The organism is Rhizobium sp. AG207R (assembly GCF_027109195.1).
Lineage (GTDB): Bacteria > Pseudomonadota > Alphaproteobacteria > Rhizobiales > Rhizobiaceae > Rhizobium > Rhizobium dioscoreae.
In genome coordinates this window covers 779,968-794,866 of record NZ_JAEPVT010000001.1, presented here as the reverse complement: position 1 = coordinate 794,866, position 14,899 = coordinate 779,968, and the positions used below count along the sequence as shown (strand labels likewise).

Sequence of the window (14,899 nt, the reverse complement as noted above, 5' to 3'; positions counted from 1 at the left end):
CGGTCAGTAGACCAATCGCGCTCGTATCGTTCCCGGGATCTGGCGAAGCGTGTCGAGTATCTCATTCGCCGTTTGGCCAACGCCTTCCACTTCAATAACCACGTAACCCGTTTCGCCGTGTGTTTGCAGGAACTCGCCGACGATATTCAGCCCGCGCGACGAAAAGATCGTATTCAGGCTGTTTAGGATACCCGGGCGATTTTCGTGAACATGGATGAAGCGCGTGCCGTTTGGACGCGGCGGCAATTGGACCTGCGGGAAATTGACCGCTCCCAGCGTCGAGCCGACATCGGAATATTCAACAAGCTTCCTGGAAACTTCCCTTCCTATACGCTCCTGGGCTTCTTCGGTCGATCCGCCGATATGCGGAGTGAGAATCACATTGTCCAAACCTTGCAGCGGCGTTTCGAAGCGTTCCTTGTTCGATGCCGGCTCCTTGGGGAACACGTCGACGGCCGCGCCGGCGAGGTGTCCCTCTTTCAAGACCTTCGCAAGCGCATCAAGATCGACCACGGTGCCGCGGGAGTTGTTGATGAAGAAGGCACCCTTCTTCATCCTGCGCAGCTCGGCCTCGGTGATCATGTTCTGGGTCGAGCTGGTTTCGGGAACATGCATCGTCACGAAATCCGCGATTTCGAGCAACTCGCCAAGCGAAGCCATGGATTCCGAATTGCCGTGGCGAAGCTTGTCCGACGGATCGAAATAGCGAACGTTCATACCCATGCTTTCGGCAAGGACGCTCAGCTGCGAGCCGATATTGCCGTAGCCGACGATACCGAGCGTTTTTCCGCGCATCTCGCGACTGCCTTCGGCGGATTTGTCCCATCCACCTGCATGAGCCGAAGCCGAACGCGGAAAAATCCGCCTGGTCAGCATGATGATTTCACCGATGACGAGTTCGGCAACCGAGCGCGTATTCGAATAGGGAGCGTTGAACACCGGTATCCCGCGCCGACGCGCCGCATCCAGATCGACCTGATTCGTTCCCACGGAAAAACAGCCGACCGCCATGAGCTTCTTGGCGGAGCCGAAAATCTCTTCTGTCAGCTGCGTGCGCGACCGGATGCCGATGATGTGTGCTTCTGCGATGTGGCTCTTGAGATCCTTGTCATCGAGGGCCTTCGGCAAATGGGTGAGATTGACGTAACCGGATGAGGCAAAATAGTCCACCGCACTCTGGCTGATCCCTTCCAGGAGAAGGACTGAAATCCGGTCACGGGGAAGAGAAAGTTGTCCGGTCATTGAATTACCTTCGATCGTCAAATTCGATTAGGCCGACGTCGCTCGCCGCCACGACCACATGACTTAGACCATCCAAGGGACAGCGCAAGAGCAAACTCAATTCGCTCTGCAGAGAGGAGCTTTGTTCTAGCAAGTCACCATGGTGATGGACCTATCCTTGCTTTCTAGCGGTTGCCAGATCGGCGTCTGCATCAATGAGTGAATTGACGGTTGCACTATATACTACTGAATAATGTATAGAGCTCGGCAACAGGGAGCGAAGTGGGATGTCGGTGAAGGTATCGGTCTCAATTTCCGACCAGCAGGACGTCTTTGCGAGAAAGCTGGTCGGAGAGGGGCGCTTCTCAAGCCTGAGCGCCGTCGTGCAGCATGGGCTTGAACTCGTTCGCCAAGAAGCCGTGCTGAGGGCAGCCGAGCTCGCGGCTTTGAAGGCTCTGATTTCCGAGCGGCAGGTAGGTGACTTTCTGACCTTGGAGGAAGGTCGCCGGCGGACCCAGGAGCTGATCTCCTCCAAGAAGGCATCTCATGGTCTTTAAAGTCGTGCGTTCCGCCGACTGCGACCGGGACCTCGGCCTGATCTTCGACCATCTGATCGAATCCTATATTGCGCTTGGCGATCTGTTGACTGACGCCTTCGATCGTGGTGCAGCGCGCCTTCACGCGATCGAAGGCGACATGGAAGCACTTGCCTAGGCGCATACCAGAGAACGCTTCTGCCCGACGTGGCCCAGGGTTGCGGCAGGTTACAAAGACCCGGGCCATCTTCTATTTCGATCTCGACGAAGAACGGCAAGTTCTTCGAGTGCTTGCTATCGTTTTCGGCGGGCAAGACATCTGCGGCGATACCTGACGCGGCTTGGCCAGGCGGAATAAGCACCGAATACGAGCACGGTTCATCATCGCACCACGCGAGCGCCGAAGAATGTCATCAAAGGTCGGTTCGGGAAAGCTCTCGCCCGTCTTGAGGAAATGTTCCGCACCGGCTGGATATTCCCGGAAAGCCATGACCACCTCGACCGCGACCGCGCAGACCTCCGGACCGATGCCGTCGCCATGAACGACGGCAATCTCTTACATATCCTTCATCGCTGCCTCTTCAGATGCACTTGCCGCCATCGACATTGAGATCGACGCCGGTGATCATGCTCGCTTCGTCCGAGCAGAGGAAAGCAGCGGCGTTGCCCATGTCCGCGGGTGTCGAAAGCCGCCCCATCGGAATGGTGGCGACGATCCGTGCTCGGCTTTCGTCGCTGTCGGAGCCGATGAAGGTCGAGAGCAATGGTGTATCGCCGGCGACGGGATTGATGGCGTTGACGCGAATTCCGAAGGGAGCAAGCTCCACGGCCATCGCTCGGGTGGCGGCTATGCCCCATCCCTTCGAGGCATTGTACCAGGTGAGATTGGGGCGAGGGGAGACGCCGCCGGTCGAGGCGATGTTCAAAATGGCGCCGTGCCGCTCGGCCTTGAAATGCGGCAGCACCGCCCGCGCACCGTTGTAGATCGAGCGGATGTTGACATTGAAGATGCGCTCGAACAGGCCTTCGTCCATATCCTCCATCGGCATTGGAGGCTGTCCGATACCCGCATTGTTGACGAGGATGTGCAGGCCGCCGAACCGCGCCAGCGCGAGATCTCGCGCGGCAGCGAGGCTGTCGAGCGTGGCGACATCGCCGGCAAGTGGCGCGACCGATCCTTCGTGCTGCGTTGCCACCCGCTCCGCTGCGGCGAGGTCGCGATCGACGAGCACGACCCGCGCGCCTTCCTCGACGAATTTCCGGACGATTCCTTCGCCGAAACCCGATCCGCCACCGGTAACGATCGCCACTTTTCCCGTAAGACGCATGTCAAGCTCCTCCATTTCCTACAGCATCGGATAACTCGAAGCGATTTCACAGTCCGATTATCTGAACGCCTTTTTAGCTTTCTTTATTTGTATTGTGGCCGTCTGATAGTGAATATCGACAACAGAATGAAGCTGGGAGGCCGCGCCATGACATTGACTTTCGACGCCAAGCAAATGGCGGCTGAGCTTTACGATGGTGGCTTCCGGCCAATGTTCATCGGCGGCCAATGGGTTGCGGCCCAATCCGGCGAAGTCAGCGAGACCTATAATCCGGCGACCGGCGCAGTCCTTGCAACGGTTCCGTTGGCTGCTCCCGCCGATGTCGACCGCGCCGTCGCCGCGGCGCGTCAGGCTCTGGAAGGGCCGTGGTCGAAGTTCTCACCCTATGAGCGTCAGACGCTGCTCCTGAAAATCGCCGACCTGTTTGAGGAGAATTGGGAGCGCCTTTCGGTTTCCGATACACTGAACATGGGCATGCCGATCACGCGCACGCTTGCCAACAAGCGTCGGGTCATCGGCATGCTGCGGTTTTACGCCGGCATGGCGACAGCCCTTCACGGTGAGGTGATCGACAATTCCATACCCGGCGAGATCGTGACCTTCACCCGCCGGGAGCCGATCGGGGTCGTCGGTGCGATCATTCCATGGAACGCGCCCACCGCAGCATCGATCTGGAAGATCGCCCCGGCGCTGGCGACAGGCTGCACGGTGGTTCTGAAACCCTCGGAAGACGCGCCGCTCACGCCGCTGCTGATCGCCAAACTCATGCAAGAGGCCGGCGTGCCGGACGGCGTGGTCAATATCGTCACCGGCAAGGGATCGGTCGCCGGCGCCCGGCTGGCCGAGCATCCCGATGTCAACAAGATCGTCTTCACCGGGTCCACCGTCACCGGACAATCGATCGCCCGTGCCGCGGTCGGCAACTTGAAACGTGTTTCGCTGGAGCTCGGCGGCAAGTCGCCGGTGATTGTCTGCCGCGATGCTGACATAGACCGAGCCGTGCCTGTCGCCGCCATGGCGGTCTTTGCGCATTCGGGGCAGATTTGCATCGCCGGTTCGCGCTTGTTCGTCGCGCGTGAGATCCACGAGGAATTCGTCGCCAAGGTCGCCGATTTTGCCCGGTCGCTTCGGATCGGCCACGGGATCGAAGCCGATACCGACATCGGGCCGTTGATTTCGGCTCGCCAGGCGCGGGTCGTCGAGAGCTTCATCGCATCTGGGCAGAGCGAAGGTGCCTCTTTGGTCGCGGGCGGCACGCGCCTTTCCGGAGCTCTCTACGACAAGGGAAACTTCATCGCGCCGACCGTATTCGGCGGCGTGAAGGACGAGATGCGGATCGCGCGCGAGGAGATCTTCGGGCCGGTCATTTCAGCCATGCCCTTCGATACGATCGAGGAAGCGGTCGAGCGCGCCAATGCATCGCCCTACGGGCTGGCGGCGGGCATCTTCACCCAAAATCTCGGACTGGCGCACAAGCTGGTGCGCCGCATCAAGGCGGGCTCGGTCTGGGTGAACATGTATCATGCGCTCGACCCGGCCGTGCCATTCGGGGGCATGAAGATGTCAGGCTACGGGCGCGAGGGTGGTATCGAGCACCTTCACGAGTATCTCGAAACCAAGGCTGTTTGGATACAGACGGACTAGCGTTCAGCCTTCGCCGCGCAGATTGGTGCGGATAAGGGCGATGAGTTGCTCGGCATAGCGCTGCTGCACATAGCCACGGGTCGTGATAATGCCGACAGCCCGCCGGGCGTTGGGATTGTCGAGCGGTACGACGCGGACGCGGCTGTCGACATTCTGCCCCAACGCGATACCAGGCACGATCGAAACGCCGAGCCCCGACGCGGCGAGCGCTAGCGCGGTTTGTGCGCTCTCGACTTCGTATTGAACATCAAGCTCGACGCCTTCCTCACGCGTCAGGCGATCGACGAGTCCGCGAACGGCGGTCTTGCGATTGAGCATGATCAGCGGGAATTGGGCGATTGTCTTTAGCCGGATCGTTTTTTCACCGCTGTATAGCTCTTCGGGAATGCAGACGACGAGCGGATCGTCGATGATCGATTCGAAGTGGAAGTCGTTGAGATTGGGAACCTCCGGGCCGATATAGAACTCCACCTCCTGCTGCTGCAGCATGACGAGTGCTGCCTGCGGCGGGGTTTCCTGCACCTCGACCATGCTGCGCGGATAGCGCAGCTTGAAGGTCGACAGGATGTCGCCGAGCCGGCTGGTGGCAAGCGTCGGGGCGCAGGCGATCTGGACTTTCCCTTTGCGGCGGGCGGCCAATTCCGCCAGCCTGTCGAGACTGGCCTGAACGTCGGCCATGGCACGCCCAACTTCCTCGAACAGCGCCTGGCCCTCGTTGGTGAGATTGACCCGCTGCGGCGTGCGTGTGAACAGGCTGATGCCGATCTGCTCCTCAAGATCCTTGATCTGCATGCTCACCGCCGAAGGTGACCGATTGCTTTCTTCCGCGGCCTTGCGGAAACTTCCGGATTCCGCTGCAAGAAGAAAGGTTTGCAGCAATTTAAGATTAATATTTGGCATGGCTGTTATGGTCTCACTTGCGCCGATCGATACCGATCGACCACCTCCGAGCGTGAGCATATTCATGCGATTGTTACAAGATCGACCATGGAAAAAAGCCGCCTGTGATGCTCGGCGCAAGCGACCCACCAGGCAGCTTGGATCGGGAGGGATCAACGAACGCCGCAAGCATGATTTTCTCTTCGGGTGCATCCAATACTGGAGTTGCGAAGAAGACCGTCTGGAGGCAGCAGGGCGCAAGAGGTACCAGATCGCGATCGAGTACGGGCCAGAACGCGTTTGAGGTCGAGTTTTCGGGCGTCTCGTTCATGTTGGCGGCATGAACACCAACACCGAACAAAATCGCAAACTCGCTGAAACGCTCAGGTCATTGTCGCTTGAGCCTTCGTTCCAATCAGTCGGGTCGCCGGTCAAGAAGAGCCGGCGGTTTGTCCTCACGAGTACCATGCTCGCCCTTGGCGTCAGCGCGGTCGCCTTCTTCTGGCCGGATATCGCGCCTCGCCTCAAAACCTCCCTTCAGCCGCAGCCGGAGATCGAGGCCCGGGGCACGGCGCAAACTGGTGACAAATCAAGTGTTCCATCCATTCAGGCGGCCTTCGGTAGCGGTTCGCCGATCCCTTCCGCCAATTCGCTGAGATCGGCATCCGCGCCGGAGATAACCGGGTCCGGCTTCGTCGTCGCCCCACGTATCGTGACGGTCTTTTCCAAATATGAGGGAGAGATCGCATCGGTTGACGTCAGTATCGGCGATCGCGTTGAAGTCGGGCAGGTTATCGTCAGGATCGATGACGTCAGCGCCGGCTTCTCACTCGAACAAGCCAAGGCCGACAGCGACGCAGCCAAGCTTGCCCTTGAGGGAAAGATCCTGGCGCTCAAGCAGGCCGATAGCTCGTTGCAGCGCAATGCGGCGCTCTCTGCGAAGAGCGCTGTCTCGGTCCAGACCGTCGAGGAAGCACAAACAGCCAGAGATACGGCATTGAACGCGGTCGATCAGGCACGCCAAAGCTATGCAAGAGGCCAACTCGACGTGAAGATTGCGCAGGAACATGTTGATGCGTTGACCGTCAAAGCTCCGATCTCGGGCACGGTGACACGGCTCGACGCCCACGTCGGCGGTCGGGTGCTGGCCCGAGTGGACAGTATCAAGGAAAATGAAAGCCTGCTGACGATCACCGATACCAACAGCCTGGTGATCGACGCTGATGTCGCCGAAACCAATATCGGCAAGCTTCGTCCGGGCCTTCGCGGCGAAGCCGTCCTCGACGGCTTTCCGGATAAGCCCTTCGCGACCGAGATCCTGCAGCTTTGGCCGGTCGCTTCGGCGGAAAAGGGCACGATCAGGCTGCGCCTGGCGCTCCTCGATCCACCTGACGGCACCATGCCCAACATGGCCGCCCGTATTCGTATTTCGACCATTCCAGCACAACAGCCAGGAGACACTCCTCGATGATCGCCTCCACAAGCAACGAGCCCTATATCGTGCTCAACAATGTCAAGAAGGGATACAGAATAGGGACCGAGATCGTCCCGATCTTTTCCAATCTCGACCTGCAAATCGCCCGCGGCGAGTTCGTCGCGATCATGGGGCCTTCCGGATCCGGGAAATCGACGCTGCTCAACATGCTGTCGGGCATAGACAAGCCGGATCAGGGCCGCCTGCGCATCGGGGTCAGTAATCTTGATCAGATGGGCGAGGCGGCCCGCTCCTCCTGGCGCGCCCACAACATGGGGATCGTCTTCCAGTTCTATAATCTCCTGCCGATGCTGAACGCGGCCGAGAACATCGAACTGCCACTTCTCTTGAAGCCGCTCTCGTCGAGGGAGCGGCGGGTGCGCGTCGACAAGGTTCTGGATCTGGTCGGACTTTCGGGTCGCCAGAAGCAGTATCCGAAGCTGATGTCGGGCGGTCAGCAGCAGCGCGTCGGTATCGCGCGGGCGATCGTCGCAGACCCGGCATTGCTGCTCTGCGACGAGCCCACGGGCGACCTCGACCGGCGGTCGGCGGACGAGGTGCTGGAAATGCTGCGTTTTCTGAACCGCGAGCTCGGCAAGACCATCATCATGGTGACCCACGACCCGCAGGCCGCAAGCTATGCCAGCCGAACGCTTCATCTCGACAAGGGCCAGTTCGTCGAAGAGCGGAGGGCGGACGCATGACGTTCCTCGATCTCGTGCGAAAAAGTATGTGGCGGAAGCCGCTGCGCACAATATTGCTGATGGTCAGCGTCGCCACGGCCTTTCTCATCTATGGTTTGACGACGAGCTTCATCGACGGTAGCCAGGGCTCGTCAGCGGCGAGCGAGGATATTCTTGGCGTCATGAGTGCGGCCGGCCGCGCCCAGCCGCTGCCGATTTCCTACCTGAACGGGATCGGCACCGAACCAGGTGTAGCCGCCGTCGGCTATATGTCGCGTCTGCGCGGCTTTGCGATGGTCGAGAAGAACATCATCGCCGTGAGTGCCGCCGATCCCGCGCGGCTTTACAGTTCGAACGGTAAGGAGCTCGGGCTGACGCCGTCTCTGATCGGCGTGCTCGCCAGGGACCGCAGCACCGTCCTCGTCGGCAGGGCGCTCGCCGAGGCGCAAGGCTGGACCGTCGGCCAGAAGATCACCGTCACCAGCTTCGATACGGCAAAGCAGGATGGCAGTCGTGACTGGTCCTTTGAAATCGCCGGTGTCTTCAACGGCGAGAACGCCTCGACCGACACCTATTTCGTCGTTGCCCAATACGATTATGTCAATGCGCTCAGAGCCCGCAACAAGGACACGGTCGACGCCTTCATCATTAGGCCTCAGCCTGATGTTCAGACAAGGGAACTTGCCTCGAAGATAGATCAGCTGTTCGCCAATTCGGCGGCGCCGACACAGACCAGATCGGAAAAGCAGTTCCTCGAGGCTTTCCTGCGCCAATATGCCGATATCGGCCTGATCGTGAACATGGTGGTCGGCGCGGCATTCGTCACGCTGCTGATGATCGTCGGCAACACCATGGTCTTTGCCGTTCGCGAGCGCACCTTCGAGATCGGCGTTTTGAAAACCCTGGGCTTTTCCGGCTCATGGATCATGGCGCTGATCCTCGGCGAAACATTGTTCATCTTCGTGGTCGGCGGCACCATCGGCCTGATACTTGCACTGCTTGCAACGGTCATCACGGGACCTGAGATCGGCCTCGTTTTTTCCGATGCGATTTTTGCAAGAGCTCTTGCGATGGTCACCCTGTTAGCGCTTTTGACCGGTGCGCTTCCGGCTCTGAACGCGCTTAGGATCCCGATAATCTCCGCATTCAGAACGAGGTAGATTCATGTCCTCCAATGCCAAACAAGCATTCGTCATGATCAGGGCAAATCTGTTCAGCCTGCCACGACGCATCTCCATTTCCGCCTCCATGGTTTTTTCCGTGGCGCTCGTCGTCTGCGTTCTCGCGGGCTTCCTGGCCATGACAAGGGGTTTCGAGACGGCCCTGCAAAGTGCCGGCTCAAACTCCCTCGCCGTCGTTCTGGGTGGCGGTACGAACCAGGAGGCTGGCTCCGATGTTCCGGCATCCGTCATTCGAACCCTGAGTGCAATGACCGATGACATCGGTGTGGCGCGAGACGCAAGCGGCATGCCGATTTTCTCGCGCGAAATCGTCGTTGCCGTCGACGCCAAATCGAACGGGTCGGAAGAGGGCCTGACCTTGGCTCTTCGCGGCATGGATCAGTCCGGTCCCTCCATCCGCGACCATATCGCCTTGTCGTCCGGCCGCCTGTTCACACCCGGTTCGCGCGAGATCGTCGTCGGGGATCGCCTCGCGCGACAGGTCGGAATATCGATCGGCAGCACCTTGCGGCTCGGCACGGTCGACTGGACGGTGGTAGGCCTGTTCTCGGCGCGCGGCAGCGCCTTCGAGTCCGAGATCTGGGCCGATCTCGACGCGGTTCGATCCGCCTTCGACCGGCAGGGGCAGGTCCAGAGCCTGCGCTTGCGCCTGTCCGATCCCGCCTCTGTGTCCCGGCTGCAGGCCAAGCTCGACACAATAAAGACAACGCCGCTGCGCGCCGTTGTTGAAGCCGACCTCTATGCGGCGCAATCAGCCCGCACGGCCAGTCTCATCCGGCTGTTCGGCTGGCCGCTCGCTCTGTTGATGGCCATCGGTGCGACCGCCGGTGCGCTCAACACAATGATGAACTCCGTGTCGGACCGTACCGTCGAGATCGCAACGGTTCGGGCACTCGGCTTCAGCCGGATATCCGCGTTTCTCGGCACATGGGTGGAGGCAATCGTGCTTGCCGCCCTTGGCGTGGCGTTTGGACTGCTCGCATCCTGGCTGGCCTTCAATGGCTGGCAGGCAAGCACGGTTGGGACGAACGGAACGCGAATGGCGTTCCAGCTCTCCGTAACCGGCGATGTCATGACGACGGCAGGTCTGCTCGGACTTGCGATCGGCATTCTGGGCGGCGCCTTGCCGGCCACCGTCGCCAGCCGACTTCCCTTGACCGCCGCCCTGCGGTCGAGCTGATGATCTCTCAAGCGTGAGGGTCGCCCGCTCGCTTCCGTTCAGGAGCATGCCATCTGCGGCACATAACGAAGATGTTTGTGGTTCAGCTGGTTGACGAGCCTGTTTGCCGTGCGGCGGCGCAGCACCATTCGGCAGCGTCTTTTTCGTTCAGTGGCCGCGAATAGAGGTAGCCTTGCACCAGCGTGCCCCCCAACCCCTGAAGAGCCACAAGTTCTTCGGGTGTCTCGACGCCTTCAACCACGCATTCCAGCTCCATGTCCCGGCTGAGATTGAGAAGTGATTTCACGATTTTATAGCTGGCGGGCCTTTTGTGCAAATCCGTGACGAAGCTGCGGTCGATCTTGATCTTGGTCAAAGGAAGGGCATGCAGCCGCGTCAAGCTGGAATAACCGGTGCCGAAGTCGTCGAGTGAAATGCCGCAACCGAGATGCCGCAGCATTTCCACCGACGATTTGATTTGCTCGAAATCGTGCGTAAAGGCCGTTTCGGTAATTTCAAGGTCGAGACGCTTCGCGTCAAAGCCGCTGCTTTCGATGATTCCGATCAACGACAGCACCCCTTCGTTGGAATTGAGGTCGTAGGCCGACAGGTTGAACGACAGGCGCAAAGGCTCTTCCCACTCGCATGCGAAGGCAAGTGCCCTTTTGAGCAGCGGCCGTGTCAGTGAACTGACGATACCGGCCCGTTCGGCGATTGGGAAGAATTGCGCGGGCGAGACATGTCCAAGAACCGGGCTGTGCCAGCGGGCCAGGGCCTCGAAGCCAACCGTCTGATCATTCGCCAAGCTCACGATCGGTTGAAACATGACCGAGAGCTCGTCTTCCAAATTGCCTTGCCTGAGCAGGTGCTCGATGCGCGCTTCTATATTGATCTGCTTTTCGTGCTCGGCGTCAAATAAAACCGCGCCTCCGCGACGGCTTCTCTTGGCATGGTAAAGGGCATAATCAGCCCTGTCGAAAAGCTGCTCCAGAGTAGAAGCGAGGTTCGGGAAGACCGCTATTCCCATCGACGCGGATACGTGCACCGTTCCTTCCGGCAGGTGATAAGGCGCTCCGAGCCATTCGGAAATCGCATTCGCGTTTTTCACAAGCTGAGCATCTTCAGGCGCGACCGGGGCGACGATTGCAAATTCGTCGCCACCCAATCGAAATGCCCGGCTGGCTTTCAAGCTGGTGGTAAGGCGCCTGCTGACGTCGATCAGCAGCCTGTCCCCGACCGAGTGTCCGTAAAGGTCGTTGACCGGCTTGAAGCCATCGAGATCGATGACGCCAAGAGCCAGCCGCGTGTTTTCGGTCTTGGCCCTTTCGAACTCAGCTTCCAGATGCGTAAAGAACGCGCGACGATTGGGTAATTCCGTCAGGCTGTCGACATTGGCAAGCAAGAGGTTCTCATTGCTAAGCGCTTCCGTGCGTTGCTGCGAGATAATCATGCGCTCGAAATTGCGGTAGTTTGTCAGGAGAATCGACATCATGCCCGCGCACACAAGTGCCACATTGATAGCTATCGCAATAAAAGTCGGTTGCCTTGAGGCCGCGAAAAATAAAACGAATGCTCCATTGACGATCACGGTAACTATGAATGCCGCCGAGCGAACATACATCAGGCAGAAAATGCAGGAAATGACTGTAATCGCCATATAGAAGGCGACATGAGACTGGGCATATGCATCGCCATAGGGCACCAACAAAAATGACCAAACAGTGAATGCAGTAGCGATCCCGATAGCCAGGCGATTGGTGCGGACGAGCGCTGCATAAGCCACTGCGGGCTGAGGATCGACATTGCGTGTCCTCCACCAGAATTTGATCCTGAGCATGCAGCCGAGCGTGAAGAAAGCAGGGATGCCAATGGTGAGCCAAGTCGGTGCCGATTGCATATGGGTAATGGAAAGCGCCCATGTACTCGAAATCAGAATTAAATACATCATCGGCATCTGCCGTGTGAAAGCACGGTACTGAGCTTTCAACAAGTCCGGATTATCGGACCGAATGGACATGAAATGCTGAAATTTCTGTTTGGCTTTTAGTATTTCCATAGCGCCGCTCATAGAGTAACGCCGCTATTCATGACATGGATGGTGTTACATTATTTGAAATGCAAACGGTTAATCAACAAACAATTGCCTCAACCTTCGGATGTAAGCTCGTTGTCCTGATCGGAAGAAGGTCTATTCTTGCAGAGGGAGATTCTTTCCCGCGCCCGGGACGCCAAGTCGTTCCTGACCTGGGTTTCGGCCTTCAATGCCCATTCCGTGCCGGTCATCGGGCCTTCCAGGGGCGGCAGGGACGTCATTCTTGCCGTCGGGCATGGGCATGGGCATGGGTCCATCGGATTGACCCTGGCGTCCCACACGGCCCAGACGCTCAACGCAATGCTGGCCAGCTAAAGCACGAGAGCAGATGGCATCGCCTCTCGCATCAATCCTTCGTCAGCGATCAACGACGAGATCGCTAAGCGGCTTCGAGCAGCAGGGCAGGAACATCCCGGCATCGATTTCCCGCTGACGGATACCGCCGTTGTGATTCATTTCGACCGAGCCAGAGACGAGCTTGGATTTGCACGTTCCGCACATGCCATTCGAACAGGACGAAGGAAGCCTGATGCTACCCTTCTTCGCGGCCGCAAGCACCGTTTGATCGGAGGAGACTTGCAGCATTCGCTTCTGCTTCGAAAACTCCACCCGATAGATCTTCTGGGCCGGTTGTTGCTCGACCTCTGGTCTTGGCTCGTCGATGACAGCCGCATCGAAACTCTCTTCGATGTAGTTTGACGCGGGAACGCCCAATGCCGCGGTGATGGAACGCGCCGCCGCCATGAAGGGGGCCGGGCCGCAGCACATGACGACACGCTCGGCGATGTCGGGAACCGCAAGCTTGAGGTACTCGAGCGAGAGCCGCCCCGTCAATCCCGGCCACGCCGGCTCGCCAGCCACCGTTTCCGGCAGTAACTGGAGACGCAGGCCTTTCATCCTTGTCGCGAGGCCGGAAAGGTCATGGCGGAAGATGAGGTCGGAGGGCGTGCGCGCCGCGTGAAGAAAAACGATGTCCGAGGGTTCGTATCGATCCGCCAGATCGCGTGTGATCGACATGACCGGCGTGATGCCGGATCCGCCCGAGAGCAGCAGGAGTTTCGTCTTTTCGCCTTTCGGACGGATAAAGTGACCGAGCGGCCCCTGGCCCTTGACCATCATGCCGGCAGTCATGGTGTCATGCAGCCAGTTTGAGACCTTGCCGCCGGGCACGCGCTTGACCGTGACGGTGAACGCGTTGTCGCGATGGGGCGACGACGAGATGCTGTAGCAGCGCGCTTCACTATCCGGACCCATCGGGAAATCGAACAAAAAGTACTGCCCGGCATCGAAGCTGAAGCGCTTGCCTTCCGGAGACGCGAACGTGAAACTCTTCACGTCATGCGTCTCCTGGTGCACGTCGATGCATACAAGCGTCTCGTCGTGCTCCGGATCCCACATAGCGACCTGGCCGCGCTGCATCTGAGCGAATTCAATACCCATGGGCGCGCATCCGATCGATATACCAGGTCGCGAACTTGTCCAGATTGGTTTCCGAGAATCGAGAATAGGGGCCGGGCTGGTATGCAGGGTCGAGTACGCCGGCATGCGAGCGGGCGACGAGGCCTGCATCCTGGTCCGTCGTGGCGACCCAGACGTCCGTAAGCTTGTCGAGGTCATAGTCCTTACCTTCGACGGCATCCTTGTGGACCAGCCATTTGGTTCTGACGAGCGTCTTGCCGGCGGAGAGCGGGATGACGATCGCGACGACAGCGTGATCGCCCATGAAGTGATTCCAGCTATTATGGCCCCAAAGATGCGTGTCGCCGAGATCCTTGCGGGTCATCCGACCAAGCAGCTTCGATGACGCCGCGGTCGCATCATGTGTCTGGGATTCGCCGGCCCCGGCGATGATCAGACGCTGTGTGCGGAAGTTCGTGGCGCAGTCGACGAGCTGTTCGACTGCCGCCGACGGGAAACCATCCGCCTCCCAGGCTTTTGTCCGCTCGTCGTAGAGCCGGAAGTGCTCGGCGGCCTGCTCGCGGTCCTCTGGGTTCAACGTTTCCGGATCGAAGCCGAAGTCGAGATCGACGAAGGAGACGCAGAGCTCGGGATGATTGGCGGAACAGTGGTAGCACTCGCGATTGTTTTCCATCGTGAGCTTCCAGTTGCCGTCCTCGATGACATCGGTCTGATAAGCGACCTTGGCATTCCGGATGTCGTAGGGCGCAAGGCGCTCGATCATCACCTGCTCGAGGGTTGCGATGTCTTCCGGCGGATTGTCGGAGAGGCACACATAGATCAGGCCGCCGATCGACTTGAAGTTCACCGGCTTCAGGCTATGGCACCGCTTGTCCAGATCCTTGCCCATGTGTGGCGCATAGCTCAGCTCCCCGGTCAGTTCGTAGGTCCATGTGTGATAGGGACAGACAAGCTTCGAGACGATCGTCTTGCCGGCATCGAGCAGGCGCGACCCGCGATGGCGACAGACGTTGTGAAGCACGCGAATTTCGCCGTCGTCGTCGCGAAGCAGGATCAGGCTGGTCTTGCCAATATCGACAACGGTGGCATCGCCTGGTTCCGGTACGTCGCAGTCGAGGCCGACGCAGATCCAGTGCTTGTGAAAGAAGACGTCGATATCGGCCTCGAAGACATCCTCGCGGGTATAGAGGCCGGCAGGCAGGGAATAACCATCGGCGCGTGCTTCAAGCAGGGCGGAGATGGAGGATGGAAGCCTGTTTAGCATGATAGCCTCTTATGGTTCT

Annotated in this window: 13 protein-coding genes and 1 pseudogene; 8 read left to right on the top strand and 6 right to left on the bottom strand. The window is 59.1% G+C overall.

What is annotated here, in order from left to right; all coding sequences use genetic code 11:
* Positions 1 to 3 precede the first annotated feature (3 nt).
* Positions 4 to 1,242: a phosphoglycerate dehydrogenase gene (serA, locus tag JJQ51_RS03520; RefSeq protein ID WP_113331136.1), complete on the bottom strand. Its 1,239-nt coding sequence runs from the start codon at positions 1,240 to 1,242 to the stop codon at positions 4 to 6.
* A gap of 266 nt (positions 1,243 to 1,508) precedes the next feature.
* Here serA and JJQ51_RS03515 point away from each other — a divergent pair, with 266 nt between their 5' ends.
* A complete protein-coding gene (locus JJQ51_RS03515; protein WP_269244313.1) occupies positions 1,509 to 1,778 on the top strand; it encodes a type II toxin-antitoxin system ParD family antitoxin in 270 nt (89 codons plus the stop codon).
* Positions 1,768 to 1,935, top strand: a complete 168-nt coding sequence (locus tag JJQ51_RS03510) for a hypothetical protein (protein WP_156090763.1) — start codon at positions 1,768 to 1,770, stop codon at positions 1,933 to 1,935. Before JJQ51_RS03515 ends, JJQ51_RS03510 begins: the two co-directional genes overlap by 11 nt.
* A 403-nt stretch (positions 1,936 to 2,338) precedes the next feature.
* Here JJQ51_RS03510 and JJQ51_RS03505 read toward each other — a convergent pair whose 3' ends face one another.
* The gene (locus JJQ51_RS03505) at positions 2,339 to 3,085 is read right to left on the bottom strand and encodes a glucose 1-dehydrogenase (protein ID WP_113331310.1); all 747 of its coding nucleotides are present in this window, start codon (positions 3,083 to 3,085) and stop codon (positions 2,339 to 2,341) included.
* Between the two features lie 147 nt (positions 3,086 to 3,232).
* On the opposite strand from JJQ51_RS03505, the gene JJQ51_RS03500 reads away from it, so the two are divergent.
* Entirely contained in the window at positions 3,233 to 4,729 is a 1,497-nt protein-coding gene (locus JJQ51_RS03500) for an aldehyde dehydrogenase family protein (protein WP_113353563.1), read from the top strand.
* A 3-nt stretch (positions 4,730 to 4,732) separates the two neighbouring features.
* Here the strand turns inward: JJQ51_RS03500 and JJQ51_RS03495 are convergent, their stop codons facing one another.
* Entirely contained in the window at positions 4,733 to 5,629 is an 897-nt protein-coding gene (locus JJQ51_RS03495) for a LysR family transcriptional regulator (RefSeq protein WP_113353256.1), read from the bottom strand.
* A gap of 319 nt (positions 5,630 to 5,948) precedes the next feature.
* On the opposite strand from JJQ51_RS03495, the gene JJQ51_RS03490 reads away from it, so the two are divergent.
* The 4 genes from JJQ51_RS03490 to JJQ51_RS03475 are packed head-to-tail and all read left to right on the top strand — an operon-like array spanning position 5,949 to position 10,126.
* A complete protein-coding gene (locus JJQ51_RS03490; RefSeq protein ID WP_113353254.1) occupies positions 5,949 to 7,079 on the top strand; it encodes an efflux RND transporter periplasmic adaptor subunit in 1,131 nt (376 codons plus the stop codon).
* Positions 7,076 to 7,786: an ABC transporter ATP-binding protein gene (locus JJQ51_RS03485; protein WP_113353253.1), complete on the top strand. Its 711-nt coding sequence runs from the start codon at positions 7,076 to 7,078 to the stop codon at positions 7,784 to 7,786. Before JJQ51_RS03490 ends, JJQ51_RS03485 begins: the two co-directional genes overlap by 4 nt.
* Positions 7,783 to 8,925 carry an ABC transporter permease gene (locus JJQ51_RS03480; RefSeq protein WP_113395081.1) on the top strand — a complete coding sequence of 381 codons (1,143 nt, stop codon included), beginning with the start codon at positions 7,783 to 7,785 and terminating at the stop codon, positions 8,923 to 8,925. Before JJQ51_RS03485 ends, JJQ51_RS03480 begins: the two co-directional genes overlap by 4 nt.
* Positions 8,926 to 8,929: 4 nt before the next feature.
* A complete protein-coding gene (locus JJQ51_RS03475; RefSeq protein ID WP_113395080.1) occupies positions 8,930 to 10,126 on the top strand; it encodes an ABC transporter permease in 1,197 nt (398 codons plus the stop codon).
* A gap of 82 nt (positions 10,127 to 10,208) precedes the next feature.
* On the opposite strand, the gene JJQ51_RS03470 is transcribed toward JJQ51_RS03475, so the two are convergent.
* Entirely contained in the window at positions 10,209 to 12,161 is a 1,953-nt protein-coding gene (locus JJQ51_RS03470) for a putative bifunctional diguanylate cyclase/phosphodiesterase (protein ID WP_162759633.1), read from the bottom strand.
* Positions 12,162 to 12,309: 148 nt separating this feature from the next.
* Between JJQ51_RS03470 and JJQ51_RS03465 the strand changes: the two are divergent.
* Positions 12,310 to 12,512: pseudogene (locus JJQ51_RS03465) on the top strand (FAD-dependent oxidoreductase); the annotation flags it as partial.
* A 42-nt stretch (positions 12,513 to 12,554) separates the two neighbouring features.
* On the opposite strand, the gene JJQ51_RS03460 reads toward JJQ51_RS03465, so the two are convergent.
* Both JJQ51_RS03460 and JJQ51_RS03455 read right to left on the bottom strand, forming a co-directional pair.
* Positions 12,555 to 13,637, bottom strand: a complete 1,083-nt coding sequence (locus JJQ51_RS03460; protein ID WP_269244312.1) for a hybrid-cluster NAD(P)-dependent oxidoreductase — start codon at positions 13,635 to 13,637, stop codon at positions 12,555 to 12,557.
* The gene (locus JJQ51_RS03455) at positions 13,627 to 14,880 is read right to left on the bottom strand and encodes an aromatic ring-hydroxylating oxygenase subunit alpha (protein ID WP_113353249.1); all 1,254 of its coding nucleotides are present in this window, start codon (positions 14,878 to 14,880) and stop codon (positions 13,627 to 13,629) included. Before JJQ51_RS03455 ends, JJQ51_RS03460 begins: the two co-directional genes overlap by 11 nt.
* Between the last annotated feature and the right edge of the window lie 19 nt (positions 14,881 to 14,899).

Excerpts from the sequence above, each read along its gene's own strand:
- JJQ51_RS03455 (WP_113353249.1), bottom strand. The coding sequence starts at position 14,880 with ATGCTAAACAGGCTTCCATCCTCCATCTCCGCCCTGCTTGAAGCACGC.
- JJQ51_RS03480 (WP_113395081.1), top strand. The coding sequence starts at position 7,783 with ATGACGTTCCTCGATCTCGTGCGAAAAAGTATGTGGCGGAAGCCGCTG.
- JJQ51_RS03515 (WP_269244313.1), top strand. The coding sequence starts at position 1,509 with ATGTCGGTGAAGGTATCGGTCTCAATTTCCGACCAGCAGGACGTCTTT.
- JJQ51_RS03485 (WP_113353253.1), top strand. The coding sequence starts at position 7,076 with ATGATCGCCTCCACAAGCAACGAGCCCTATATCGTGCTCAACAATGTC.
- JJQ51_RS03510 (WP_156090763.1), top strand. The coding sequence starts at position 1,768 with ATGGTCTTTAAAGTCGTGCGTTCCGCCGACTGCGACCGGGACCTCGGC.
- JJQ51_RS03500 (WP_113353563.1), top strand. The coding sequence starts at position 3,233 with ATGACATTGACTTTCGACGCCAAGCAAATGGCGGCTGAGCTTTACGAT.
- JJQ51_RS03470 (WP_162759633.1), bottom strand. The coding sequence starts at position 12,161 with ATGGAAATACTAAAAGCCAAACAGAAATTTCAGCATTTCATGTCCATT.
- JJQ51_RS03495 (WP_113353256.1), bottom strand. The coding sequence starts at position 5,629 with ATGCCAAATATTAATCTTAAATTGCTGCAAACCTTTCTTCTTGCAGCG.
- JJQ51_RS03505 (WP_113331310.1), bottom strand. The coding sequence starts at position 3,085 with ATGCGTCTTACGGGAAAAGTGGCGATCGTTACCGGTGGCGGATCGGGT.
- JJQ51_RS03475 (WP_113395080.1), top strand. The coding sequence starts at position 8,930 with ATGTCCTCCAATGCCAAACAAGCATTCGTCATGATCAGGGCAAATCTG.
- JJQ51_RS03460 (WP_269244312.1), bottom strand. The coding sequence starts at position 13,637 with ATGGGTATTGAATTCGCTCAGATGCAGCGCGGCCAGGTCGCTATGTGG.
- JJQ51_RS03490 (WP_113353254.1), top strand. The coding sequence starts at position 5,949 with ATGAACACCAACACCGAACAAAATCGCAAACTCGCTGAAACGCTCAGG.
- serA (WP_113331136.1), bottom strand. The coding sequence starts at position 1,242 with ATGACCGGACAACTTTCTCTTCCCCGTGACCGGATTTCAGTCCTTCTC.